This is a genomic window from Agromyces arachidis, assembly GCF_052805135.1.
Genome location: NZ_JBRBDK010000002.1, coordinates 21,754 through 45,804, shown reverse-complemented (window position 1 = coordinate 45,804; position 24,051 = coordinate 21,754). Strand labels below are relative to the sequence as shown.

General features: G+C 70.1%; 19 protein-coding genes. 6 read left to right on the top strand and 13 right to left on the bottom strand.

Features of this window, described 5'->3' with window-relative positions; all coding sequences use genetic code 11:
* Positions 1-35: 35 nt before the first annotated feature.
* The 6 genes from ACUY4T_RS03170 to ACUY4T_RS03145 all read right to left on the bottom strand — a co-directional run bounded on the left by ACUY4T_RS03170 (position 36) and on the right by ACUY4T_RS03145 (position 7,918).
* Positions 36-2,324 (bottom strand): exo-beta-d-1,3/1,6-glucosidase, encoded by a 2,289-nt coding sequence (locus ACUY4T_RS03170; RefSeq protein WP_446017774.1) that lies wholly within the window; start codon positions 2,322-2,324, stop codon positions 36-38.
* A 23-nt stretch (positions 2,325-2,347) separates the two neighbouring features.
* A complete protein-coding gene (locus ACUY4T_RS03165) occupies positions 2,348-3,454 on the bottom strand; it encodes an ABC transporter permease (protein ID WP_446017452.1) in 1,107 nt (368 codons plus the stop codon).
* Positions 3,455-3,457: 3 nt separating this feature from the next.
* Entirely contained in the window at positions 3,458-4,555 is a 1,098-nt protein-coding gene (locus ACUY4T_RS03160; RefSeq protein WP_446017451.1) for an ABC transporter permease, read from the bottom strand.
* On the bottom strand, positions 4,552-5,361 hold the full coding sequence (locus ACUY4T_RS03155) for an ABC transporter ATP-binding protein (protein ID WP_446017450.1): 810 nt from the start codon (positions 5,359-5,361) through the stop codon (positions 4,552-4,554). The genes ACUY4T_RS03160 and ACUY4T_RS03155 overlap by 4 nt, the downstream gene beginning before the upstream one ends.
* Positions 5,358-6,182 carry an ABC transporter ATP-binding protein gene (locus tag ACUY4T_RS03150; protein ID WP_446017449.1) on the bottom strand — a complete coding sequence of 275 codons (825 nt, stop codon included), beginning with the start codon at positions 6,180-6,182 and terminating at the stop codon, positions 5,358-5,360. The genes ACUY4T_RS03155 and ACUY4T_RS03150 overlap by 4 nt, the downstream gene beginning before the upstream one ends.
* Before the next feature lie 80 nt (positions 6,183-6,262).
* The gene (locus ACUY4T_RS03145) at positions 6,263-7,918 is read right to left on the bottom strand and encodes an ABC transporter substrate-binding protein (RefSeq protein ID WP_446017448.1); all 1,656 of its coding nucleotides are present in this window, start codon (positions 7,916-7,918) and stop codon (positions 6,263-6,265) included.
* A gap of 173 nt (positions 7,919-8,091) precedes the next feature.
* On the opposite strand from ACUY4T_RS03145, the gene ACUY4T_RS03140 reads away from it, so the two are divergent.
* From ACUY4T_RS03140 to ACUY4T_RS03120, 5 genes are all read left to right on the top strand, one after another.
* Positions 8,092-8,736 carry a TetR/AcrR family transcriptional regulator gene (locus ACUY4T_RS03140; protein ID WP_446017447.1) on the top strand — a complete coding sequence of 215 codons (645 nt, stop codon included), beginning with the start codon at positions 8,092-8,094 and terminating at the stop codon, positions 8,734-8,736.
* 52 nt (positions 8,737-8,788) lie between these two features.
* Positions 8,789-9,700, top strand: a complete 912-nt coding sequence (locus tag ACUY4T_RS03135; RefSeq protein ID WP_446017446.1) for an aminoglycoside phosphotransferase family protein — start codon at positions 8,789-8,791, stop codon at positions 9,698-9,700.
* A 159-nt stretch (positions 9,701-9,859) separates the two neighbouring features.
* A complete protein-coding gene (locus ACUY4T_RS03130) occupies positions 9,860-12,961 on the top strand; it encodes a M14 family metallopeptidase (protein WP_446017445.1) in 3,102 nt (1,033 codons plus the stop codon).
* Positions 12,962-13,123: 162 nt separating this feature from the next.
* Positions 13,124-13,726, top strand: a complete 603-nt coding sequence (locus ACUY4T_RS03125; protein WP_446017444.1) for a TetR/AcrR family transcriptional regulator — start codon at positions 13,124-13,126, stop codon at positions 13,724-13,726.
* On the top strand, positions 13,723-15,840 hold the full coding sequence (locus tag ACUY4T_RS03120; protein WP_446017443.1) for an alpha/beta hydrolase: 2,118 nt from the start codon (positions 13,723-13,725) through the stop codon (positions 15,838-15,840). The genes ACUY4T_RS03125 and ACUY4T_RS03120 overlap by 4 nt, the downstream gene beginning before the upstream one ends.
* A gap of 39 nt (positions 15,841-15,879) precedes the next feature.
* Here the strand turns inward: ACUY4T_RS03120 and ACUY4T_RS03115 are convergent, their stop codons facing one another.
* The 4 genes from ACUY4T_RS03115 to ACUY4T_RS03100 form a co-directional block, all read right to left on the bottom strand.
* Complete coding sequence (locus ACUY4T_RS03115; RefSeq protein ID WP_446017442.1) at positions 15,880-17,628, bottom strand: ABC1 kinase family protein; 1,749 nt, start codon at positions 17,626-17,628, stop codon at positions 15,880-15,882.
* A gap of 37 nt (positions 17,629-17,665) precedes the next feature.
* Positions 17,666-18,265: a PadR family transcriptional regulator gene (locus ACUY4T_RS03110; RefSeq protein ID WP_446017441.1), complete on the bottom strand. Its 600-nt coding sequence runs from the start codon at positions 18,263-18,265 to the stop codon at positions 17,666-17,668.
* A 96-nt stretch (positions 18,266-18,361) separates the two neighbouring features.
* Entirely contained in the window at positions 18,362-18,970 is a 609-nt protein-coding gene (locus ACUY4T_RS03105; RefSeq protein ID WP_446017440.1) for a dienelactone hydrolase family protein, read from the bottom strand.
* Between the two features lie 114 nt (positions 18,971-19,084).
* Positions 19,085-20,647, bottom strand: coding sequence for a peroxidase family protein (locus ACUY4T_RS03100; protein WP_446017439.1), 1,563 nt, complete (start codon positions 20,645-20,647; stop codon positions 19,085-19,087).
* Between the two features lie 330 nt (positions 20,648-20,977).
* On the opposite strand from ACUY4T_RS03100, the gene ACUY4T_RS03095 reads away from it, so the two are divergent.
* Complete coding sequence (locus tag ACUY4T_RS03095) at positions 20,978-21,256, top strand: helix-turn-helix domain-containing protein (RefSeq protein WP_446017438.1); 279 nt, start codon at positions 20,978-20,980, stop codon at positions 21,254-21,256.
* Here ACUY4T_RS03095 and ACUY4T_RS03090 read toward each other — a convergent pair.
* The 3 genes from ACUY4T_RS03090 to ACUY4T_RS03080 all read right to left on the bottom strand — a co-directional run bounded on the left by ACUY4T_RS03090 (position 21,168) and on the right by ACUY4T_RS03080 (position 23,993).
* Positions 21,168-21,932: a hypothetical protein gene (locus tag ACUY4T_RS03090; protein ID WP_446017788.1), complete on the bottom strand. Its 765-nt coding sequence runs from the start codon at positions 21,930-21,932 to the stop codon at positions 21,168-21,170. The two genes, ACUY4T_RS03095 and ACUY4T_RS03090, sit on opposite strands and share 89 nt — an antisense overlap.
* Before the next feature lie 307 nt (positions 21,933-22,239).
* Positions 22,240-22,800 carry a hypothetical protein gene (locus tag ACUY4T_RS03085; protein ID WP_446017437.1) on the bottom strand — a complete coding sequence of 187 codons (561 nt, stop codon included), beginning with the start codon at positions 22,798-22,800 and terminating at the stop codon, positions 22,240-22,242.
* A 224-nt stretch (positions 22,801-23,024) separates the two neighbouring features.
* Positions 23,025-23,993, bottom strand: a complete 969-nt coding sequence (locus ACUY4T_RS03080; RefSeq protein ID WP_446017436.1) for an EamA family transporter — start codon at positions 23,991-23,993, stop codon at positions 23,025-23,027.
* Positions 23,994-24,051: the final 58 nt, after the last annotated feature.

Sequence of the window (24,051 nt, the reverse complement as noted above, 5' to 3'; positions counted from 1 at the left end):
GTTCCGGCCGGTCCCCGGCGCGAGCGCGGTGCCGCCTACACCCGGACGGGGCCGTCGGCCTCCACGGCGAAGGACGCCGCGAGCAGCGCCTCGTCGCGTGAGGACGGACCGACCAGCAGCTCGAACGCGCCCGGCTCGACCACGCGCCTTCCGCGCGCGTCCACGATCGAGCAGTCCGCGACCGCCACCTCGATCGGGACGATGCGAGACTCGCCGGGGTCGAGGTCTACGAGTCGGAACGCCTTCAGCTCCTTGTCGGCCCAGCTCACCGACGTCACCGCGTCGCGCACGTACGCCTGCACGACCTCGCGGGCCGGACGGGTGCCGGTGTTCGTGACGCGCACCTCGGCGCGCACGGTGCCGCCCGGGTCGACGGCGTCCTCGAGCACGCGGAGCTCGTCGTACTCGACCGTCGTGTAGGTCAGGCCCTCGCCGAACGCGTGCGCCGGGCTCTGGGTGAGGTCGGCGTACCGGGTGCCGTGCTGGCCGCGGACCTGGTTGTAGTAGGTCGGCTGCTGCCCGGCGTGGCGTGCGAACGAGATCGGCAGGCGTCCGCTCGGCTCGGCGAGGCCCAGCAGCAGGTCGGCGATCGCGCGACCGCCCTCCATGCCCGGGTTCGCTGCCCACAGGAGCGCCGACGCGCGGTCCGCCGACGGCGGGAGCACGAGCGGCTTCGAGGCCAGCAGCACCACGACGAACGGCGTGCCGGTCGCGGCGACGGCGTCGAGCAGCGCGACCTGGTCACCGACGAGTTCGAGGGTCGCGGTGGAGCGGCCCTCGCCGACGAGCTCGATGCGGTCGCCGACGACCACGACCGCGAGGTCGCTGCGTCGGGCGGCGTCGGATGCCTCGGCGATGAGCTCGGCGTCGGGGGCGCAGGGCACGACGACCTGCGGTCGGGGCTGGCCGTCGGGGAAGAACGCGCCCTCCGGGTCCTCCTCGAGGGTCAGGATGCGCGCGCCCTCGGCGTGCTCGATCGTCCAGTCGGCCGGCGCCGAGCGCCGGAACCCGTCGAGCACGGTGGTGATCATCTCGCGCGGGTGCCCGTCGGGAAGCCAGTCGGCCTGACCGGAGGAGCCCGCCCAGTCGCCGAGCTGGGTCTGCGCGTCGTCGGCGAGCGGCCCGATCACCGACACCCGGCGCGGGGTGCCGTCGGAGACCGCTCGGCCCGCGTCATCCGCGACCCGGCCGGGCAGCAGCGGCAGCACGCCGTCGTTCTGCAGGAGCACGAGCGACCGGCGGGCGGCCTCGAGGTTGAGCGAGGCGTGCGTCGAGCTGCCGACGACGCCCTCGATGCGGGCGAGGTCGGGCTTGCGGGGATTCTCGAAGAGCCCGAACTCGAACTTCAGCAGCAGGATCCGCGAGACGGCGAGGTCCAGGTCGGACTCGGCGAGGAGCCCGCGCTCGATCGCCTCGAGCGCCCCGCGGAAGAACCCCGGGGTCGTCATGACCATGTCGTTGCCGGCCTTCACCGCGGCCGCGGCCGCATGGGCGTAGTCGGGCTGCACCTTCTGCTCCCAGACCATGCGGCCGACGTTGTCCCAGTCGGTGATGAGCGTGCCCGTGTACCCCCACTCGCCGCGGAGCACGTCGTTCAGGAGCCAGTCGTTGACCGTGATCGGCACGCCGTCGGTGGTCTGGTAGCCGAGCATGAAGGTGCGGCAGCCCTCCTTCGCGACCCGCTCGAACGGCGGCAGGAACCACGAGCGGAGCTTGCGCGGCGACAGGTCGGCCTCGCTCGCGTCGCGGCCGCCCTGCGTCTCGGAGTACCCGGCGAAGTGCTTGGCGGTGGCGAGGATCGCGGTGTCGTCCTCGAGCCCGCCGCCCTGGTAGCCGCGCACCATCGCCGAGGCGAGCTCGCCGATCAGGAACGGGTCCTCGCCGAACGTCTCGTCGATGCGGCCCCAGCGGAGGTCGCGCGCGATGCAGAGCACGGGGGAGAAGGTCCAGTGCACGCCCGTCGCGGCGACTTCGACCGCGGTCGCACGGGCGACGCGCTCGAGCAGGTCGGCGTCCCACGACGCGGCCATGCCGAGCTGCGTCGGGTAGATCGTGGCGCCCTCGAAGAACGAGTGCCCGTGGATGCAGTCCTCGCCAACGAGGAGGGGGATCCGCAGCCGCGTCTGCTCGACGAGGTCGTGGGCGCGCGCGATGCGCTCCGGCGAGGCGTGCAGGATCGACCCGACGTGCTGGCGCAGCACCTGGTCCTCGAGGTCCTCGCGGGCGTCGAGCTGCATCATCTGGCCGACCTTCTCCTCGTTGGTCATGCGTGCGAGCAGGTCGGCGATGCGGTCGGCGACGGGGGTGGCGGGGTCGAGGTACATGGGAGTGACGATATCGGCGGTGGTCACTGGTTCTCCTCGGTCGAGTTCGTCGGGTCGGTCGCGGGGGTGTGCCGGGATGCGCTCGGCGGGCGCACGACGGTCACGGTGTCGTTGACGTCCAGGCCCTTCCGCTTCATCGCCCGGGCACGTTCGCCCGCCGAGCGCAGGCGAGGGTTCACGTACTCGTCGATGCCGAAGTTGATGAGCGACAGGGCGACGCCGATCGCGGCGATGCAGAGGCCCGGCGGCAGGTACCACCACCACTGGTTCTGGCGGAACGCGCCCTGCGCGCTCGCCCAGTTCAGGATCGTGCCCCAGTTGTAGGTCGTGACCGGGATGACGCCGATGTACGACAGCGTCGTGAGGGCGAGGATGGCGGCGGTCACCGTGCCGACGAAGCTCGCGGCGATGAGCGCCATGAGGTTCGGGAGCATCTCGACGGTGATGATGCGGCGCAGCGGCTCGCCGTTCGCGCGCGCGGCCTGGATGAAGTCGCGGTTGCGCAGCGACATCGTCTGGGCGCGCAGCACGCGGGCGCCCCACGCCCAGCCGATCAGGCCGAGCACGGCGGCGATGACCCACAGCGGAGGATCCTCGAACATCGACGCCACGATGATGATGAGGGGGAGCCCGGGGAGGACGAGGAACACGTTCGTGAGCGCCGAGAGGCTCTCGCTGCGCCATCCGCGGAGGTAGCCGGAGAGCACGCCGACGACGATCGCGATGAACGTGGCGATGATCGCGGCGAGGAAGCCGACCGCGATCACGCCGCGCGTGCCGTGGATGACCTGACTCAGCACGTCCTCGCCGATGTGGGTGGTGCCGAGCCAGTGCTCGGCCGACGGCGGTTCGAAGCGGGCCGTGTGGTCGACGCCGGTCGGCGAGTACGGTGCCAGGACGTCGGCGAAGATCGCGACGAGGACGAAGAAGCCGAGGATCGACAGTCCCGCGATCGACTTGCGGTTGCGGAACATCGCGAAGGCCGCGCCGAGCTTCGCCCCGAACGCGGGTCGGGGACGCGCGGGCGTGGTGCTCGCCTCGTCGGCGGTGCGGATCGTCGCGGTCGCCGGCGCACTCGCGGGCAGGTCGGCCGCGCGGTCGGTCGGGCGGTCGGTCAGGATGGGGTCCATGGGTCAGGCCTCCGTCTGGCGGGTGCGCGGGTCGAGGAATGCGTAGGCGACGTCGGCCAGGAGGTTCGCCAGCAGCACCGAGAGCGTGATCACGAGGAACACGCCCTGCATGAGCGCGTAGTCCTTGGCGTTGGTGGCATCCAGCAGCAGCTTGCCGACGCCGGGGTAGCTGAAGACCATCTCCATGACGATCGTGCCGCCCACGATGAAGCCGATCGACAGCGCGAAGCTCTGGATCTGCGGGAGCACGGCGTTGCGCGCCGCGTAGCGCCAGAGCACGCGCCCGCGGGGCATGCCCTTCGCCTCGGCGACCATCACGTAGTCCTCATCGAGCACGGTCAGCATCATGTTGCGCATGCCGAGCATCCAGCCGCCGAGCGAGGCGATGATGATCGTCGCGGCGGGCAGCGTGCCGTGGTGGATCACCTGGCCGATGAACTCGGGCGTGAACTCCGGCGTCATCCCGACGCCGTAGGCCTTGCCGATGGGGAACCAGCCGAGGTTGACCGAGAACAGGGCGATCGCGAGCAGCCCGAGCCAGAAGTACGGGATAGTGCTGAGGAACGTCGTGATCGGGATCAGCGCGTCGAGCCGGCTCCCGCGCCGCCATCCGACGATCGCGCCGCCGATCGTGCCGATCGCGAACGAGACGAGGGTCGCGAATCCCACGAGACCGATTGTCCACGGCAGTGCCTGGCCGATGACCTCGGTCACGGGGCGCAGGCCGTGCAGCAGCGAGACGCCCAGGTCGCCGCGCAGCAGCAGCACCCAGTAGTCGACGTACTGCTGCCAGAGGGTCTTGTCGGTGTCGAGCCCGAGCAGCGAGCGCAGCGCGTCGGCCGCCTCGGGGCTGACGTTGCGGTTGCGCGCGAGGTACTGCGTGACCGCGTCGCCCTTCATCATGCGGGGCAGGAAGAAGTTGATGGTGATCGCGGCCCAGAGGGTGAAGAGGTAGAAGAGCGCGCGTCCGCCGAGGAACCGCCAGGGGATGCGCGAGTGGCCCTTCACGGCGCCGGTCGCGGTCGTGCCGACCTCGACGGCGTCGGCGTCGATGCCGCGCTCGGCGTCGTCGGTGACGGGCTGGGGCTGGACCGCGGTCATTCCGCACCTCCGAGGATTCCGGTCGTGGTCGCGAAGTGCGCTTCCGGGTCGGGCGAGGCCGCCCGGAGCTCGCGCGTGTACGGGTTCGCGGGTCGGAGGATGACGTCGTCGGCGGGCCCGCGCTCGACCACCCGCCCCTGGTTGAGCACCAGGATCTCGTCGCTGAAGTGGCGGGCGGTCGCCAGGTCGTGCGTGATGTACAGCACGCCGAGGCCCTCCTCGCGCTGCAGGTCGGCGAGCAGGTTGAGCACGCCGAGGCGGATGGACACGTCGAGCATCGAGACCGGCTCGTCGGCCACGAGCAGCCTCGGCCGGGAGGCGAGGGCACGGGCGATCGCGACGCGCTGCCGCTGGCCCCCGGAGAGCTCGTGCGGGCGGCGGTCGATCACGGCGTCGGGATCGAGTCGCACCCGCTCGAGGAGACGGCGGACCTCGTCCTCCTCCTCCGCCCTCGGCACGACGCGGTCGAGCCGGAGCGGACGCTGCAGGTGGTACCGGATCGAGTGGTACGGGTTCAGGGACGCGAACGGGTCCTGGAAGACCATGCGCAGCTGCTGGCGGTAGGCGCGCAGCCCGGCTCCGTGGCGCGGGATCGGCGTGCCGTCCAGTCGCACCTCGCCGGTCGTCGGGGTCTCGAGTTGGGTCAGGATCTTCGCGATCGTGGACTTGCCGCTGCCGGACTGGCCGACCAGGCCGATCGTCTGCCCGGAGCGGAGGGTGAAGCTCACGTCGTCGAGGGCCTTGATGTGACCGGCGCCGCGCACCGAGTACACCTTGGTGACGGCATCGAACTCGAGGAGGGTCATCGCAGCACCATCCGCTTCTCGCCGGTGAGGCGTGGGAAGGACGACAGGAGGGTCTTCGTGTAGTCGTCCTGGGGGTCGGTCCAGATCCGCTCGGCGGTGTCGAGCTCGACGATCTCGCCGCTGCGCATGATCGCGATGCGGTCGCTGATCTCGAGGAGGAGCGGCAGGTCGTGGGTGATGAAGACGACGGAGAAGCCGAACTCGTGGCGCAGCGCCGAGATCTGCTTGAGGATCTCGCGCTGGACGAGCACGTCGAGCGCGGTGGTCGGCTCGTCCATCACCATCAGTTGCGGGCGGAGGGCGAGGGCCATCGCGATCATGACGCGCTGGCGCATGCCGCCGGACAGCTCGTGGGGGAAGGATCGGGAGCGTTGCGCGCCGACCTTGACGATCTCGAGCAGCTCGACGACTTCGGCCTTGCGCTGCGCACGGGTCATGCCGGGGCGGTGGACCTCGTAGACGTCCTCGAGCTGCGAGCCGATCGTCGCGACCGGGTTCAGCGAGTTCATGGCACCTTGGAACACCATCGAGATCCTGTCCCAGCGGAAACGGCGCATCTCGTCGGTGTCCAGGGCGTTGACGTCGACATCCTCGCCGTTCGCATCGTGGAAGACGACCGAACCGCCGGTGATGACCGCGGGCGCCTTCAGCAGGCGCTGCACGCCGTAGGCGAGGGTGGTCTTGCCGCATCCGCTCTCGCCGGCCAGGCCGAGGATCTCGCCGCGGCGGAGGTCCAGGGTGACGTTCCGGACCGCGTGGACGGGCGGGTCGACGTCGTACACGACCGAGAAGTCGTGGACGGACAGCAACGTGTCTCTCATCGGAGCTTGTTCCTTCTCGTGGTGCCTGGCGGATGGGCGGGGCGGATGCACCGGGGTGCACCCGCCCCGCCCGGTTCGGATCAGCCGGCCGGCGTCAGCTTCGTCAGGATCTGCACGATCCCCGGCTGCGTCGGGTCGGCGGACGCGTACTGGTCGTCCTCCGTCGGGAATCCGACGTAGTTGCGGGTGTTGTACTCGCCGAGCAGCGGGTGCGAGCCGAGCGGGATCGCCGGGACGTTCTCGACGAACGCCTCCTGCATGATCGCCAGCGCCGCCTGGCGGTCCTCGTCGGAGGACGCGTTGGCGTAGGTGTTCAGCGCGTCGGTCACGGCGGGGTCGTCGAAGCGGCCGAAGTTGAACTGCGCGCGGTCGTCGACGATCCACTTCTGGTCCATCGTGGAGGTGTAGAGGCCGTAGGCGTTGCCGGAGTCCTCGAGCCAGTGGATGATCGCCTGGAAGGTGCCCTCCTGGCGCGCGGCGTCCCAGCCGCCCCAGTCGGGCTGGTCGACCTTGACCTCGATGCCGAGCGCCGCGTCGAGCTCCTCGGCGATGAGCGCCTGCTCGGTGTTCCAGTCGCTCCAGCCGGCCGGCACCGAGATCGAGAACGAGACGGCCTCGCCGTCCGGGTCGATCAGTCGGTCGTCCTTCCACGTGTAGCCGGCGTCCTCGAGGATGCCCTTGGCCTTGTCGACGTCGACCTCGTAGACGTCGTCCTCGTACTCGGGCAGGATCTCGTCCCCGAGCAGGTCGCTGAGGCCCGTGGCGCTCCAGATGGCGCTGCTCGCGCCCTCGCGCGCGATGTCGACGTAGGCGTCGCGGTCGATCGTCCACGCCAGCGCCTTGCGCAGGGCGGGGTCGTCGAACGGCTTCGCCTGGAGGTTCATGAAGAGGGTGCCGGCGCCGGCGGTCGGCGACGCGAGGAAGTGGTTGTCCTCGTCGGCGGCGAGGTAGCTGTCCTCGACCTGGGGGATGAACGCCTGCGCCCAGTCGGCCTCGCCCGAGACGAGCGCGGTCGTGAGGGCGGCGTTGTCGCCGTAGGAGATGTAGTTGAGCTCGGGGACCGCGAGGTCGCCGCCCCAGTAGTCGGGGTTGGCGCTGAGGGTGACCGACTCGGTCGACCAGGTGTCGAGCACGTACGGGCCGGTGCCGACGGCGAGGCCGTCCTCGGTGAGCGGGTCGGTGTTCGGGTCCGCGATGCCCTCCCAGATGTGCTTGGGCACGATCGGGGTGTGCAGGACGCGCGACTGTGAGACGAACTTCGAGTCGGCGAACTTCAGCGTGATGGCATCGCCGTCGACGGTCGCGCCCTCGTACTTCAGGCCCGAGGAGTCGGCGAGCTTGCCGTTCAGGTACATGTCGAAGGTGAAGACGATGTCGTCGCCGGTGAACTCGGTGCCGTCGCTCCAGGTCACGCCGCTGCGAGGCACGACGGTGAGCTCGGTGTAGTCCTCGTTCCACTCCACCGACTCCGCGAGCCACGGCGTGGTGCCGAGGTCGCCGGTCGGGTTCACGAGGGCGAGCGGCTCGAAGATGACCTTGGCGTAGCCGTACTTCGAGGCGGACGAGTCGCCGAGGTACGGGTTGTGCGATTCGGTGGTGATCGCGCCGTCGGGCTTGGCGATCGTCAGGGCGGCGCCGCTCTCCGCCGGGGTGGTGTCGGTGTTCGCGCCGGCGCAACCGGTGAGCACCAGCGTGGCGGCGATGCCGACGACGCCGAGGGACGTACTGAGCCTCATTGCTTCTCCTTCGTGTGGGGGCACGACACCGTGCCCTGCCCGAAGGGGCGACGCCGGCGTCGAGTGATTGCGGGGTTAACTTACTATCAAGTAAGTAAGTTAAACAACGCACGCCGTCGAGCCCCCGGATCGCGTGCGTAGACTCGGTTCCGGCGGGCCGGAAGGGGGCGATGATGTCAGGAGCGACGGCCGGCCAGCGCCGGCAGCCCCGTTCGCGCCCCGAGACCCTCGCGCGTCGGCGCGACATCCTCGACGCCGCGGTCGAGATCTTCGGCAACAAGGGGTTCGCGGGCGGGACCCTGCAGGAGATCGCCGACCAGGTCGGCATGACCCACGCCGGGATCCTGCACCACTTCGGCTCCAAGGACCAGCTCCTCCTCGCGGTGCTCAGCCACCGCGACGAGACCGACGTGGCCGACCTCGAGGAGCAGCACATCCCCGGCGGGATGGCGCTCTTCCGGCACCTCGTGCGGACGGCGTTCGTCAACGCGCACCGGGCCGGCATCGTGCAGGCGTACGTCGTGCTGTCGGCCGAGTCGGTCACCGACGACCACCCGGGGCGCGTGTTCTTCCAGAAGCGCTACGAGACGCTGCGGGGCGAGGTCGCCCGCGCCTTCGAGGTCGTGTGCGCCGAGCGCGGCGTCACGGCGCCGGACACCATCGAACTCGCCTCGGCGAGCATCCTCGCCGTCATGGACGGCCTGCAGGTGCAGTGGCTGCTCGACCCTGACGCGGTCGACCTCGGCCGCGCCTCGGAGTTCGCGATCGAGGCGATCGTCGACTCGGTGGTCTCGCCGTCTCCGTCGCCGCTGGCATGAGGGCCGGGGCGCGCCGGCGGTGAACCGGGGCAGGGGCTGCGAGACTGGCCGGATGCCGTTGCACCCCGACGAGTTCGCGATCGACGCCGGCCTCGCGGCATCCCTCGTCCGGCGGGAGCGCCCGGACTGGGCGGACCTGCCGCTGACGCCCGCCGGCGGCGGAACCGACAACGTGATGTTCCGCCTCGGCGACGACCTGCTGGTGCGGATGCCGCGCACGCCCGGCGGCGTCGCGTCGCTGCGGAAGGAGCGCGGGTGGATGCCGCGGCTCGCGCCCGGCCTGCCGGTCCGCATCCCTGAGCCGGTCCACGCGGGCGCGCCGTCGGAGGCGTACCCGGTCGAGTGGTCGGTGTACCGGTGGATCGAGGGCGCACCGCCGGGGGATGGGACGGTCGCCGACTGGGCGCGCTTCGGGGCCGACCTCGCGGCCTTCGTCGCCGACCTGCACCGCATCGACCTGATGGGCGCCGAACGCTCCGGGGCGTTGAGCTGGTACCGCGGCGGAAGCCTGCATGAGCCGGTCGACTGGGTCGAGCCGTCGTTCGCGGCGTCCCGCCCGCTGGTCGGCGACGTGCTCGACGTCGACCGGCTCGAGGCGTGGTGGCGGGAGGCCCTCGCGCTGCCCGACTCGCCGGCGCCGCACGTGTGGCTGCACGGCGACCTGCGCCCGGGCAACCTGCTCGCCCGCGACGGGCGCCTGCACGCCGTCATCGACTTCGGCGCGCTCTCGGTCGGTGCGCCCGACGCCGAGCACGCCGCCGTCTGGGACCTGCCCGCGGCCGCGCGCCGCGCCTACCGTGACGCGCTCGACCTCGACGAGGCGACCTGGCTGCGCGCCCGCGGCTGGGCCATCGCCGTGGCGATGAGCGGCATCCCGTACTACTGGGAGACGTTCCCCGAGTTCGTCGCCGAATGCATCGCGCGGCTCGAGGCGATCCTCGAGTCGGGCTCATCTGCGTCTTGACAGACGGCGGCGGCGACCGACAGTGTTGCCGCTAGGGTCCGCACGGCGCCAGAAGCGCAGCGGGCTCGGTACGCATGAGCGCCAACCGCGTGGCGAGCCCCCGAGCGCACGACAACGACGTCACATTCCGCTGGTCAGGGGCGGGCCGGAGGGGTCGTCATGACAGGAAACCGTTCCACCCGAACCCGGATCGCCCTCGGAACCGCGGCGATGGCGATGCTCGCAGCGACGCTGAGCCCCATCACCGCGAACGCGGCCGAGGACGACGTCGGGGAACTCGACATCTACGCTGCCGAGGTCAGTGCCGAGCAGGCCGCCGAGCTCGCGAACGCGGGACTCGACATCGCGGCGAGCAAGGCCGGCGCCGACGGGGTCTCGCTCGACCTCGTCCTCACCGAGGCCGAGGCCGAGGGGCTCGCCGAGCGCGGCATCGACGTGAAGGTGAAGAAGGGCAAGGACGGCAAGTCGGCCAAGCAGGCCGCCGCTGAGCAGGCTGCGGAGGGGTACACGGTCTGGCGGTCTTACGACGAACCCGGCGGCATCCGCGACCAGATGTACGAGATCGCCAAGAAGTACCCGGATGTCGTGAAGCTGGTCGTGCTCGGCGAGACCTACGAGGGCCGCGAGATCATCGCGCTCAAGGTCACCCAGGGCGCCAAGGCCAAGAAGGACGGATCGCGCCCGGCGGTGGTCTATAGCTCGACGCAGCACGCGCGCGAGTGGATCTCGACCGAGACGAACCGGCGGCTCCTGAACTGGTACCTCGACGAATGGCGCTCGGGGAACCAGGAGGTCAAGAACCTGCTGAAGTCGACCGAGCTCTGGTTCCTCGTCGTCGCCAACCCCGACGGCTACCAGTACACGTTCGACAACGAGCGGCTCTGGCGCAAGAACCTGCGCGACAACGACGGCAACGGCGAGATCACCCGCGGTGACGGCGTCGACCCGAACCGCAACTACCCGGAGCACTTCGGGTACGACGAGGAGGGCTCGTCGGCGCAGACGTCGAGCGAGACCTACCGGGGGCCGTCCGCGGCATCCGAGCCGGAGACCCAGGCGATGATGGCGCTGTTCGATCGCGCCAACCCGGAGTTCCAGGTCAACTACCACTCGTACGGCGAGTACCTGCTCTACCCCGAGGGGTGGCAGATCGGCACGCCGAGCGCCGACGACCCGATCTACTATGCGCTGTCGGGCAACCTCGACGAGCCGGCGATCGAGGGCTACGAGCCCGGCCTGTCCGCCGACGTGCTGTACGTCACGAACGGTGAGACGACCGACTTCGCGCACGTGTCGCACGGCACGCTGGCCTGGACGCCGGAGCTGAGCGACGGCGGATCGGGCCAGGGCTTCGTCTTCCCCGACGACGAGGCCCTGGTGCAGGAGGAGTTCGAGCGGATCCTGCCCTTCTCGACGGATGTCGCGAAGTCGGCGAAGGATCCGGCGAACCCGGTGTCGCACCTCGGCATCGAGACCGAGCCCTTCTACCTCGAGAGCGACGACGACTACAAGGTCGGGCTGCCGCAGTCGAACTTCACGTTCGACTACTCGTACGGGGACCCGCAGGAGGTGCGCGTCCTCGCGAAGCGCAGCCTCGGCGACGTCACGCTGAAGTACTCGATCAACGACGGCGCCGCGCAGAGCGCGCCGACGGAAGAGTGGGACGGCGGCGACCGCTACGGGAGCGCGACCGACGTGCACTACCGGGTCATGAGCGGCGTCGTGACGGGAACCTCGCCGGGTGACACCGTCGAGGTGTGGTTCGAGGGCGGCGGTGAGACGAGCGACTCGTTCGACTACGAGATGATCTCGGACTCGGACGCCGACGTGCTGGTGCTCGCGGCGGAGGACTACACGGGCGCCTCGCCGGGCATCGGCGGCACGTCGCCGGCCTACCTGTCGTACTACACCGACGCGCTCGACGAGAACGGCACGAGCTACGACGTCTACGACGTCGACGCCCGCGGCCGGACCGCGGCCGATGCGCTCGGCGTGCTCTCGCACTACGACGCCGTCGTCTGGTACACCGGCGACGACATCGTGACGCGAGAGCCGGGTTGGGGCGGTGGCAACGGGTCGCGCCTCGCGATGGACGAGCTGCTGAACGTGCGCGACTTCATGAACGAGGGCGGGCGCGTGCTGTACACCGGCGATTGGGCGGGCAGCCAGTTCACCCCGAACGTCGGCACGCAGTACTTCGACCCGACCTCGGCGAACGCGCAGTGCCGCGCCGACGCGGCCGTGTTCGCGCGGTGCAAGCCGCTCGGCGGATTCGGCGACGGGACGAACGACGTGCTGCAGTACTGGCTCGGCGCCTACGTGGCGGTCGACGGGGGCGGCCTGGACGACCAGGGCGACGCGCTCGACGCGTTCGGCATCGGCGACCCGCTCGAGGGGCTCAGCTGGAGCTTCAACGGCAGCGACAGCGCGCAGAACCAGTTCCACACCAACTCGTTCATCACGACGAGCGGTGTGCTGCCGGTGGCCGACTACCCGCAGTTCGAGAGCCGCGTCGCGGGCCGCTGGGATCGCGTGGGCGGCCCGTACGAGCCGCATACGGGTGACTACTACCTGTACTCGCAGCTCGGCGACGTCTCGTACAAGCAGGTGAAGCGCACGATCACGGTTCCGGCCGAGGGCGCGACGCTGTCGTTCTGGACGTCGTACGACACCGAAGCCCACTGGGACTTCCTGTTCGTCGAGGCGCGCACCGCGGGTGGGGACGACTGGACGACGCTGCCCGACATCAACGGGCACACGTCGCAGGACACGGGTGACAGTTGCCCGTCGGGGTGGAACGAACTGCACCCGCAGGTCGACCACTACCAGACTCCCGGCTCCTGCGAGCCGACCGGATCGACCGGCGAGTGGAACGCCGCGTCGGGCAACTCCGGTGGATGGCAGGAGTGGGAGGTCGACCTCTCCGGCTACGCCGGCGGCCAGGTCGAGGTCGCGCTGTCCTACGCCAGCGACTGGGCGACCCAGGGACTGGGCGTGTTCTTCGATGACATCTCGGTCACGACGGGCGAGGGTACGACCTCGTTCGAGTCCGACCTCGGCGGCTGGGAGATCACGGGTCCGCCCGAGGGCAGCTCGCCGAACCCGAACAACTTCATCCGCACCACGGCGGGCGGGTTCCCGGAGGGCGCGATCGTCGCCACGCCGGGCTCGCTCTTCGCGGGCTTCGGGTTCGAGGGCATCTCGGATGCCGCGACCCGGGCGGACTGGATGGCACGCGCGATGGACTACCTGCTGGACTGACGCGCGCCCGTTCGGGTTCTCACGACGGAGCGGCCGGCGACCTTCGGGTCGCCGGCCGTTCCGGCGCGCGAGGCGGCCCGACTGTTGACGCGGGCAGCGAGGAGGAGTAGCTTACGTCGCATATTCGGTCGAACGACCGAACGAAACGAAGGGATCGATCTGATGCCGACACCCGTAACCGTCGCCAGCATCCTCGACGCCACCCGTCGGATGGTCGTCGAGCAGGGCTACGCCGCCCTGTCGACCCGCAAGGTCGCCGACGCCGCGGGCGTGCCGCTCTCGCAGATCCACTACCACTTCGGCTCGAAGGAGCTGCTCGTGCTGAGCATGCTCGACGCCGAGAACGCACAGCTGCTCGAACGCCAGGGCGCCATGTACGCGGAGGACGAGCCGCTGTCGCAGCAATGGGCTACCGCGTGCGACTACCTCGACGACGACCTCGCGTCGGGCTACGTGCGGGTGCTGCTGGAGATGATGGCCGCGGGCCTGTCGAACGAGCTGATCGGCGAGCGCGTGCACGCCATCATCCGCGGGTGGAGCGACGTGCTCACCACGGCGGCGCGGCGGCATGCCGACCGGGGCTTCTCCTTCGGCCCGCTCACGATCGACCAGGTCGTCGCCCTGACCTCGGCCGCCTTCGTCGGCGCCGAGCTGCTCATCCTGTCGGGGCACGAGGACGAGTTGCCGCTCCGCGACGCGCTCCGCGCGATCGGCACCCTCATCGAGGCGGGCGAGCGCGTGCAGGCGGAGGCGGTGGCGTCGTGAGCCTCTCGCCCGCGACCGTGGAGGGGGTCGTCGAGCGCGCCGGTGCGAGCATCCACTACTCGGTCCACGGGGCAGACGGGCCCACGATCCTCCTCCTGCCGACGTGGGAGCTCGTCCACGAGCGCGTCTGGAAGATGCAGGTGCCCTACCTCGCGCGCCATTTCCGCGTCGTTGTCTACGACGCCGTCGGGGCCGGTCGCTCGTCGCGCCCGCTCGAGCCGGCGCGGTACAGCTTCGGCCACCGCGTCGCCGATGCCATCGCCGTCCTCGACGCGACGCGGACGGACTCGGCCGTCGTGGTCGGGTACTCCATGGGCGGCGAGATCGCGATCAACCTCGTGGCGAGCCATCCGGACCGGGTCAGCGGGATCGTCTCGATCGCGGGCCACCACCCCTGGATCGTGCCGCTGCCGGCGCGGGAGCCCGACGTCCCCTACGACCCCGTCGCGAATCCGGAGCCGAGCGGCTGGGCGAAGTTCGACTTCGACTACTGGCAGCGCGACTGGCCCGACTTCGTGGAGTTCTTCATGTCGCAGGTCGCCTCCGACCCGCATTCCACGAAGGGCTGGGACGACCTCGTGGAGTGGGGGCTCGACCAGCGACCGGACGTCCTCGCATGGTCGATCACCGACGACTACGACGACCTCACCGTCGACGAGGTCCGCGAGCGACTCGAGACGCTCGAGACCCCGATGCTGCTCATCCACGGCACGGACGACCGCATCACCTCCTTCGCCTCGTCGAAGGCGATGCAGCGGATCGTCCCGGGCGCCGAGCTGCTGGCCATCGAGGGTTCCGGGCATGCGCCGCACGTGCGCTACCCGGTCCGGGTGAACCACGCCATCCGCGCCTTCGCCGACCGGATCTTCGGCACGCGTCGGCCCGAGCAGACCTGGTGGGTCGGTCCCGGCCGGGAGCAGACGGTGCTGTACCTGTCGTCGCCGATCGGGCTCGGCCACGCCCGCCGCGACCTCGCGATCGTCCAGGAGCTGCGGGCGCTGCACCCGGAGGCCCGTGTCGACTGGCTCGCGCAGGACCCGGTGACGCGCGTGCTCGCCGTCGCGGGCGAGCGACTGCACCCGGCGTCTGCCGCCCTCGCCAGCGAGTCGTCGCACATCGAGCACGAGAGCGGCGAACACCACCTGGCCGTGTTCCAGTCGATCCGGAACATGGACGAGATCCTGCTGCACAACTTCATGGTGTTCGACGAGGTCGTGGCATCCGGCGAGTACGACCTCGTCATCGCCGACGAGGCGTGGGACGTCGACCACTTCCTGTTCGAGAACCCGAACCTCAAGCGCAGCGCGCTGGCCTGGATGACCGACTTCGTCGGCTACCTGCCGATGCCCTCGCGCGGCGCCCGCGAGGCCGAGGTCGCGGCCGACTACAACCGCGAGATGATCGAGCACGTCGACCGGTACGGCCGCATCCGCGACGCCGCCGTGTTCGTCGGGTCGGCGGACGACATCGTGCCGCACACGTTCGGCCCCGGCCTGCCCGCGATCCGCGAGTGGACCGAGGAGCACTTCGACTTCTCCGGGTACATCACCGGCTTCGACCCTGCCGCGCTCGGCGAGAAGGGCGAGCTGCGCGAACGCCTCGGCTACCGCGACGACGAGCGCGTCGTCATCGCGGCGGTCGGCGGGTCGGGCGTCGGCGTGCCGCTGCTGCGCCGCATCGTCGCGGCGGCCGAGGCGGCACGGCGCGCCATCCCGGGCCTTCGGATGATCGTCGTCACCGGGCCGCGCATCGACCCGGCGAGCCTGCCGCAGGTGCCCGGCGTCGAGTACCGCGCCTACGTGCCGAACCTGCACGAGCACCTCGCGGCGTGCGACCTCGCGATCGTGCAGGGCGGCCTGACCACGACGATGGAGCTCGCCGCCGCGAAGGTGCCCTTCATCTACGTGCCGCTGCAGGAGCACTTCGAGCAGCGCTTCCACGTGCGCGCCCGCCTCGACCGGTACCGCGCGGGCCGCTTCATGGAGTACGACGACCTCGAGCCCGAGGCGCTCGCCGCCGCCATGGCCGAGGAGATCGGCCGTCCGGTCGACTACCGCGACGTCGAGACGGATGGCGCGGCCCGCGCGGCCGCGATGATCGGGCGCCTGCTCTGAGGCCTCCGGACCCGGCTCCGCGCCTGCGGTGACCCCCGGTCACCCCGGCCCGCGGCGCGCGAACGCGCCCGCGAACACGGCGTGCAGCAGGGGGATCGCCGACGCCCAGAGGAGGATGCCGCCCCACACCGGCTCGTCGAGCCGGAGCAGGATGCCGCCGAGGAACAGCCCGACGAAGATGACGGCCGACACGATCCGCCCGGCGGTGCGCTCCAGGCGCGTCATCCGCTGCTCGATCTGGGGCGCGCGCGCGACGAGCCGCCCCTGCTCGATGCGGTCGACGACCTTGTCGAGGCGCTGAGGGAGCCGCCAGGCCGTGCCGACGACCGAGAGCGCCTCGCGGCCGACCGCCTGCACGATGTTGCCGCGCTCGTCGCGTAGCAGCTGGGCGGCGTAGGGCTCGACGGCGTCCCAGATGTTGAACTCGGGGTCGAGCGAGCTGCACATCCCCGACGTCAGCGACATGGCGCGGATGATGAGCAGGAAGTTCTCGGGCAGCTGGAACGGCAGCGTGCGCATCACCTCGCCGAATTCGATGGCGAACCGGCGCAGTTCGCGCTCGTCGACCTGCGCGAGCTCGGCGAAGCCCATTCCGCCGAAGCGCGCGAACAGTTCCGTCATGGCGCGCTCGAGCTCCGCCGTCTCGGCGGTCGGCAGCAGGAAGCCGACGCTCCGGAAGCTCTCGACCAGCCGCTTGCCGTCGCGTGCGGCGACGGCGATCATCAGCTGCTGCAACGCCTGCCGCAGGCCGTCGGGCACCTGCCCCATCATCCCGAAGTCGATGAAGGTGAGCTGCCAGGCGGGGGCCGGCGCAGCGGCATCCGTCTCGGTCGAGGTCGAAGCGGATGCCGCGCCATCCGCGTCGCCCGACAGCACGCCGACGGGGGTGACGAAGATGTTGCCCGGGTGCGGGTCGGCGTGGAAGTACCCGTCGCGGAACAGCTGGTCGAACATGACCGCCGCGAACCGGTGGGCGACCTCCTTCGGGTCGATGCCGGCCGCGACGAGCGCCGCGCGGTCGCTGATCTTGATGGCGGTGACGTCGGCGAGCGTCAGCACGCGGCGGGTCGAGCGCTCCCAGACGACCTCGGGTGCGGCGACGCGCTCGTCGCCGGCGAAGCTCGCGGCGAACCGCTCGGCGTTCTGCGCCTCGTTGACGTAGTCGATCTCCTCGAGGCTCGTGGTGGCGAACTCCTCGACGAGTCCGGGCAGGTCGACGCGGTTCGCCACGAACCGCACGCGGCTGAGCCAGTCGGCCACGCGACGCAGCGCCGCGAGGTCGGTGTCGACGACCGCCTCGATGCCGGGCCGCTGCACCTTGACCACGGCGTCGTCGTAGCCCATGTCGGCGGCGTCGACGGGGGAGAGGCGGGCGCGGTGCGCCTGGCCGAGGGATGCCGCAGCGACGGGGGTCGGGTCGAACGACGCGTACGCGCGCTCGAGCGGCATGCCGAGCTCGGCCTCGGCGAGGCGGCGGATGTCGTCGAAGGGCACCGGCGGCACCTCGTCCTGCAGCCCGGCGAGCTCACGGGTGATCTCGGGCGGCAGCACGTCGAGCCGTGACGACAGGTACTGGCCGACCTTGATCATCAGCCCGCCGAGGTCGACCGCGAGCACGTGGAAGCGCTGCGCGATGCGCGTCATCCGCGCCGTGCGCCCGCGTGCCGCGAACCGGGCGAGCCCGAAGCGCGGCAGCACGATCTCGAACCACCAGGTCTGGACGATGTACCTGGCGGCGAACCGCAGGATCCTGCGGTAGCGGGCGCGCATGTTCCCCACATCGGGCATCCTGCCTGCCGGATGCCGACGTGTCGAGGGCACTCCGTCAGTCCTGGGCGAGGATCGAGTAGAGACGCCGACGCGCCTCGTCGAGCACCTCGACCGCTTCCTTCACCTGCTCGGGCGTCCCCGTACGGCCGACCTGCGCCGCCGCCTGGGCGAGTTCCATGCCCGCCTTCGGGAGCGCACCGGCGTTGCTCCAGTCGCGTCGGCCGCCGCCGCCGCTGCCGCTGCTGCTCGCGCCGCTCGCCCCGGTCGGCCAGGGCGCGCGATCGGCGGATGCCTCGGCTTCGGCCCGTCCCGCGTCGGTGAGGGTGTAGGTCTTGCGCCCGTTCGATTCCTCGGCGCTGATGAGCCCCTCGTCGGCGAGCAGCTGCAGCGTCGGGTACACCGAGCCGGCGCTCGGCTTCCACATGCCGCCGCTGCGCTCGGCGATCTCGGTGATGATCTGGTAGCCGTGCATCGGCTTCTCGGCGAGCAGTGCGAGCACCGCCAGCCGGACGTCGCCGCGACCCATGCGGGGTGCGACCTTCTGCTCGAACATGCCGCGCAGCTGCTCCATGGCCTCCCACAGCCCCTGGCCCGGGTTGCCCCGGCCCCAGTTGCCTGCGCCGCTGCCGAAGCCGCCGCCATACGAATCGCTCATGATGACCTCCTTGAACCGGGGCCCTGATCGGGTCTCGACGATATGTCAACGATATATCGCTCAGGTTCGCGGATGGTCGTGAATCCGCTGTGAAGGTCAGCCGACGCGGCCCAGGAACTCGAGCACCCGGCGCATGAGGAGCGCCGCCGCCTCGGGGTCGTAGCTCGGCAAGGTCGAATCGGCGAAGTAGTGCTGGTCGCCGGGGTAGAGGAACAGCTCGGCGTCGTCAGCAGCGGCGACGAGCTCGCGTGCGGCATCCACGTCGCCCTCGTCCATGAAGAACGGGTCGGCGTCGGCCCCGTGCACCTGCACCGGAACACCGGCGGCCCACGTGCCGAACTCCTCGACCGGCATGCAGGAGTAAAAGAACAGCGCGCCGCTCGCGCCGGCCCGGGTCTGCGCGAGCTTCTGCGCCGGCACGACCCCGAGCGAGAACCCGGCGTAGACGAGCCCCGTCGGCAGCGACTCGGCGGCGCGCTCGCCGCGGGCCATGATCTCGTCCCAGCCCACCTCGCGGGCGTAGCCGACGCCGGCCTCGATCGAGTCGAACGTGCGGCCGTCGAACAAGTCGGGGGTGTGCACGGTGTGACCCGCGCGGCGGAGTTCGTCGGCGAAGGCGCGGATGCCGTCGGTGAGTCCGAGCGCGTGGTGGAAGAGCAGGACCTCGGCGGGTGCGGTGTCGGCGTCGGTGGTGTGGTCGGTCATGGGCCGACTCTTCCGCGGTCGACGCGACCTGCCAACCGCCTTGCGTGTCGGCTCCGGGGTCGGTATCGGCGGCGCCGATCCGACCCCGCAGCGACGGATGCCATCACGCGTGGGTCACGGACTGTCGGTGACCCCGAGCCCGTGGCCGGCGACCGCGACGAGGTCGCCTGCGGTGAAGTCGCCCGCGATGGTCGACGGCAGGAACGGCTTCCAGCCGGGTTCGTTGCGCAGGTACGACGAGGGATCCTTCTCGAGCAGTCCCAGGAAGACCTCGGCGACGATCCGTCCGCCGGTCTCGCCGAGATGCCGGCCGGCGGCCTGCACGGAGGCCTCCTTCAGCACGTAGTACCAGAGCGGCGCGGGCCCCGGGCTCGGGAGGTCGAGCTCGGCGTCGGTGAGCACGGCGAACCCCATGTGCCGGGCGACATCCTGGCCCGACGGGAGCAGGAGACGCGCCCCGCGCAGCAGGTTGCGCTCGATGAGCGAGGGTCGCGACCCGCCGATTTCGGGAGGCAGCCTGGTCAGCACGTTCGCGAGCTTCGTGTCGATGAGGCGCGACGGCTGCAGGTCGGCCGATGCCGCGCCGCCCAGTTCGAAGAACCGGGCCCACTCGATGGTCCATCCCGGCGGGAGGATCCGGAAGCCGCCGAAGTGGCCGAGCGGATTCGTGTTCACCGGGTCGGGCGTGAAGGTCGGCAGCGGCGGCACGAGCGTGTTCAGCTTGTAGCCGCCGCGGATCATCGAGTGGCCGAATCGGTACGCGGCGACCGAGAACTCGACGGGCATGTACGGGTTGTGCTCCCACTTGTAGAAGCGCCGGTCGACCTTCGGGAGCGGACCGCTCTCGTCGAGGACCTTCGCGAGCATGGCGTCGCCGACGATGCGGCGAAGCAGGTCGTGGATGACCAGCCACTGGTAGTGCCACCGGGCGATGCGTTGCGCGGCCTCGAAGGTGGTCTCGCTGCCCCGCTTGAGCGAGGGGTCGGCCTCGACCCGGTCGACGATCGCATTGTGGAACTTCAGCATCGTGAGCTGCCACTGGCTGACGAAGGTGTTCTCGTCGTTGCGCGGGTCGCCGATCAGGGCGGTTCCCTGGCTGTTGCGCTGCAGGTCGTCCTCGTTGTCGTGGTGGTCGATGAGCAGCTTCACGCGATCCGCATCGGCGTCGTAGAGGAACGGGTCGTCGGCGGGCCCGCGTCCATAGACGCAGTCGAGGTCGAACCGCGGCGTGCGGAAGTTCGTCAGGGCGTCCGGGTCGTTCTGCCGCTCGAGGCTCGACGCGGTGTCGAACGTGATGTCGTGATCGACGAACTGGCCGAGATACGTGTAGCCGGCGGGGATGTCTGGGTTGTCCAGCAGCGGGTCGCGCCCGGCGTCGCCTTCGGTCATCGCCTCGGCGATCTCGGTGATCCGCTCGTCGGTCGGCACGAAGGGCGGCAGCCGGAACATGCGTCCGAACTTGCCCTCGAGCAGCCGCGAGGCCGGCACGTACGCGAGCCCGCGTTGCTCGTAGCCGTGTCCGCGGGCCGATCGGCGTGCGTAGCCCATGCCGTGAGCGGATGCCGCCCGGCCGACCAGCTGTTCGGTGGTCCTCGGTGCCTGCGGCGGCGGGGCGGTCTTCCGGCCGCGTCCCTTGCCGGGCTTGCTGTTGTCGGGCTTGGCCTTGTTCGGTGACATCGGATACCTCCCAGGTGATCCGTAGGGTGGGATTCAGGCTGGGGGAGTCCACGCGAGCGGCCGTGTCGCGCGGCTGCGACCGAGGGCGCGAGGTGATGCCGCCCTCCGAGAGACCTGGTCGCAGGCTAGTGCCATCCGCGTACCGGACGTGTCCCTCCTCCGGGGGTTTTCGATGTCATCGGTACGGCGTCAGTCTGCTACCTGACGCAATGACAGACGGCTATACGACGGCCCGCGCTGCGCGGCCCACCCCAGTCTGTTGGCGCCGAGCTTGCGGGGGTGCGCTGATTCGGTCCACGCTGCCGCCAGCGCGCATCGCGTGGGGGATCGATGGAGCTGCGCCAGTTGAGATGGTTTCTCGCGACGGTCCAGTCCGGGTCGATCTCGGCTGCTGCCCGGGACGGACCTATTTCGCAGCCCGCAGTCTCCGTCGCCATTTCGCAGCTAGAGCGAGTTTGTGCCAGGCCACCGGCCGTGGGACACCACGGGCGGCACTCCGGGCCGCCTAACCGCGCAGAGCCTACTCGGCTTGGTCGGTGGACGTCGCCGCTTCGCTTCGGCTTGGACTGGAGACGCTATCCAGCACGCTCTGTGCCCGGCGATCGATGAGGCGGGTCACGGTCTCCTGCGCCACGCCGAAGAGCACGGCGTAGGCGGCAATCTGCCCACGGTCGCTGACCTCGAACCCGGGGATGATCTTCAGGAGGAGGACCCCTACCACGGCGATCACCGCGCCAATAGGCAGCTTGACGATGAGGGACATGGTCGGCACGGCGTACGGTGTGCTGGTCCCGCGCATGTTGCGAACAGCCAGTGCAGCCGTTATCGAAGCGCCCGTGACCCCCAAGAGTTCAACTATGAGAATGTCGCTGCTTGCTGGCCCCTCCGGGCCGCTCGGGCAGACGAGAGCCGTGTTGGCGCGGAAACATAGGCTGATAGCTTCGGGCGCCATCCACCCGACGGTCGCCAAGACTCCCGCGAGGAGTAAGACGAGGGAAGTAGTCACGATAAGGATGTTGCGGAAACTCCGAATTCGGCGATGCTGGTCGTCACTTGCGCCAAGTGCTGCGCTTAGTACACTCGCGGCCTGAAGCATCGTTCCTGGGGGAAGCGCGAGGGAGCCGTCGCGACGAGGCCGGGCCAACCTGTCCAGCGCCTTTAGCCTTTCGTCCGTGGGCCTCAATCGCTCAGCAGCGCGCTGTCGGACGTTGTCGATCACCGACAGATTGGCTACCGTCTCCGGCGTCCAGCGAACGATGACCACCTCGACTCTGTGTATCGCCATCCAGGCTTCATCGACGTCGCTGCCGCGCCACGCCGCCGCAACACGGGCCGGGCGGCCTAGATTGCGCGTTGCGGCGAGGCGCGCAGTTTCCAACCAACGTTCCGCTTCTCTGTACGAGGTCGCGGCGGAACTCGATTCGTCGGAGCTCGGATCGATCGAGCGGACTGCTTGCCGCAGTTCCGATTCCAGACTCGCGTGACGATCCAGGACTCGGGTTCGCCAAGACTGCAGGTTTGCGGAAGGTCGCCCATCAGGTCTCGCTGACTGTGAAGAAGGTGAGCTTCGTGCGAAGGGCGCGCTCGCAGTGTCAGTAGCCATGGTCGCCCCTGGCTTGCTGCGCACCGGTCGTCACAGTACTGCCATCCAGATCACTCGGCAGGGGTGATACCTGCGGACCATCGGCATCCTGGGTGACCGCGGCCGGCAACGGATCGAGCGCTTCCGTCCAGAACCACAACATGAAGAACAGCAGGAGCAGCCCGGACACGACGGCCACCGGCGCTGAGATCCAGATCCACCCGCTTTCGACCGTGCCGCCGATCCATGCGAGTAGTGCCCAGACGACCAACGGGGTGACGACCGTCGTCAGCAGGATTGCAGCGGTAAGCCATGGCAGGCTGATTTTTCCGCGAACCGACTGACGCCGCGCTTCACGAGTTTGGATTCGCCCCGCTTGAAGCTCGGCGATCTCTTCAAGGATGTGTCGCGCACCCGAGGCAGACTCAGGAAGGTCTTTGAGTAGCGCAGCGCTATGACGCAAGCGACGGTATAGCGCGGGCGTCCGTTCTGCTCTCGTGATGATTGCGGCCGCAAAGCCAAGGATCGGCACGCCGAGCGTGATGATGAACTGCAGTGAACCGGGATCCATCGTCAATCTCCCTCCGAGCGGCAGCGACGCCAATGCGTCAAGCGCTTTCGGCGCTTGGAGGGAGCGCATGAGCGGACGGCTGAGCAGCCACGTCGAATGCCAATCCAATTCTTCGCGGGCGCAAGGGTCAGATCAACGCGGCCCGATGAAGGTGCCATAGCAATTACCTATGGTTCGGCCTGGAGACGATATTCACCGCTCAAGTGCACAGCAGCGTGCGGGCATCAGTCGTCGTCGTGAGACCGCTTCGTGGCGATTTTCACGTCGACAAGCGCTGCGCTCCGGGAACTCTGCTCGTCAGCCCAAGGCCGCCCGCCTGGTGTCCGCCGGCCCGGCGCATTCGCGACGAACACTCCGGCGACGAGCACCGCCCCGCCGACCGTCTCCCAGACGTTCGGCACCTGCCCGAGCAGCAGCGCGGCCGACGCCATCGCGACGACCGGTGCGAGCAGCACCCACGGCACGACCGACGCCGAGCGATTCCGCGCGAGCAGTCCGTTGAAGATCGCGTAGCCGACGAGCGTGCAGAGGCCCGCGGTGTAGAGCGTCGAGAGGAGCGGGCGCCATCCGAATGCGGCGATACCCGCGGCGATCGCGTCGGGGCCCTCGATGAGCGCCGACAGCCCGAGCGCGGGCAGCGGTACGACCAGCGACGACCACACGGTGAGCGAGAGCGCGCCGAACCGGCGGGCAGGTGCGACCGGCCCCGCCTTCCGTGCGATGACGTTGCCGATCGCCCACGAGAGCGCGGCGAGCAGGCACAGCACGACCGCGAGCGCGGGCGCGTCGCCGCCGCGGCCGAGGGCCACGACGCCGAGCCCCACCGTGCCGAGCAGCACGCCCGCGACCTGCGGGCGCGTCGGCCGCTCGCGCAGCGCGAGCGCGGCGACGAGGATCGTGAGCACGACCTGCGCCTGCAGCAGCAGGGCGGCGATGCCGGGCTGCAGGCCGAGCGCGATCGACGTGTAGAGCAGGGCGAACTGGCCGAGGCTCATGAAGAGGCCGACGCCGACGACGGTCCTCCAGCTCGCGAGCGGCCGAGGCACGAGGACGACGGCGAGGGCGACGACGGCGAACCGGACGGCGACGAAGAACAGCGGCGGGATGCCATCCATGCCCCAGTCGATGACGACGAAGTTGAAGCCCCACATCGTCGCCACCAGGGCCGCCAGCAGCATGTCGCGTCTCGTCATGGGTCAAGGGTCGCCCGCGGCATCCGGAAACACCAGCGACCATTTCTGCTCACGAATC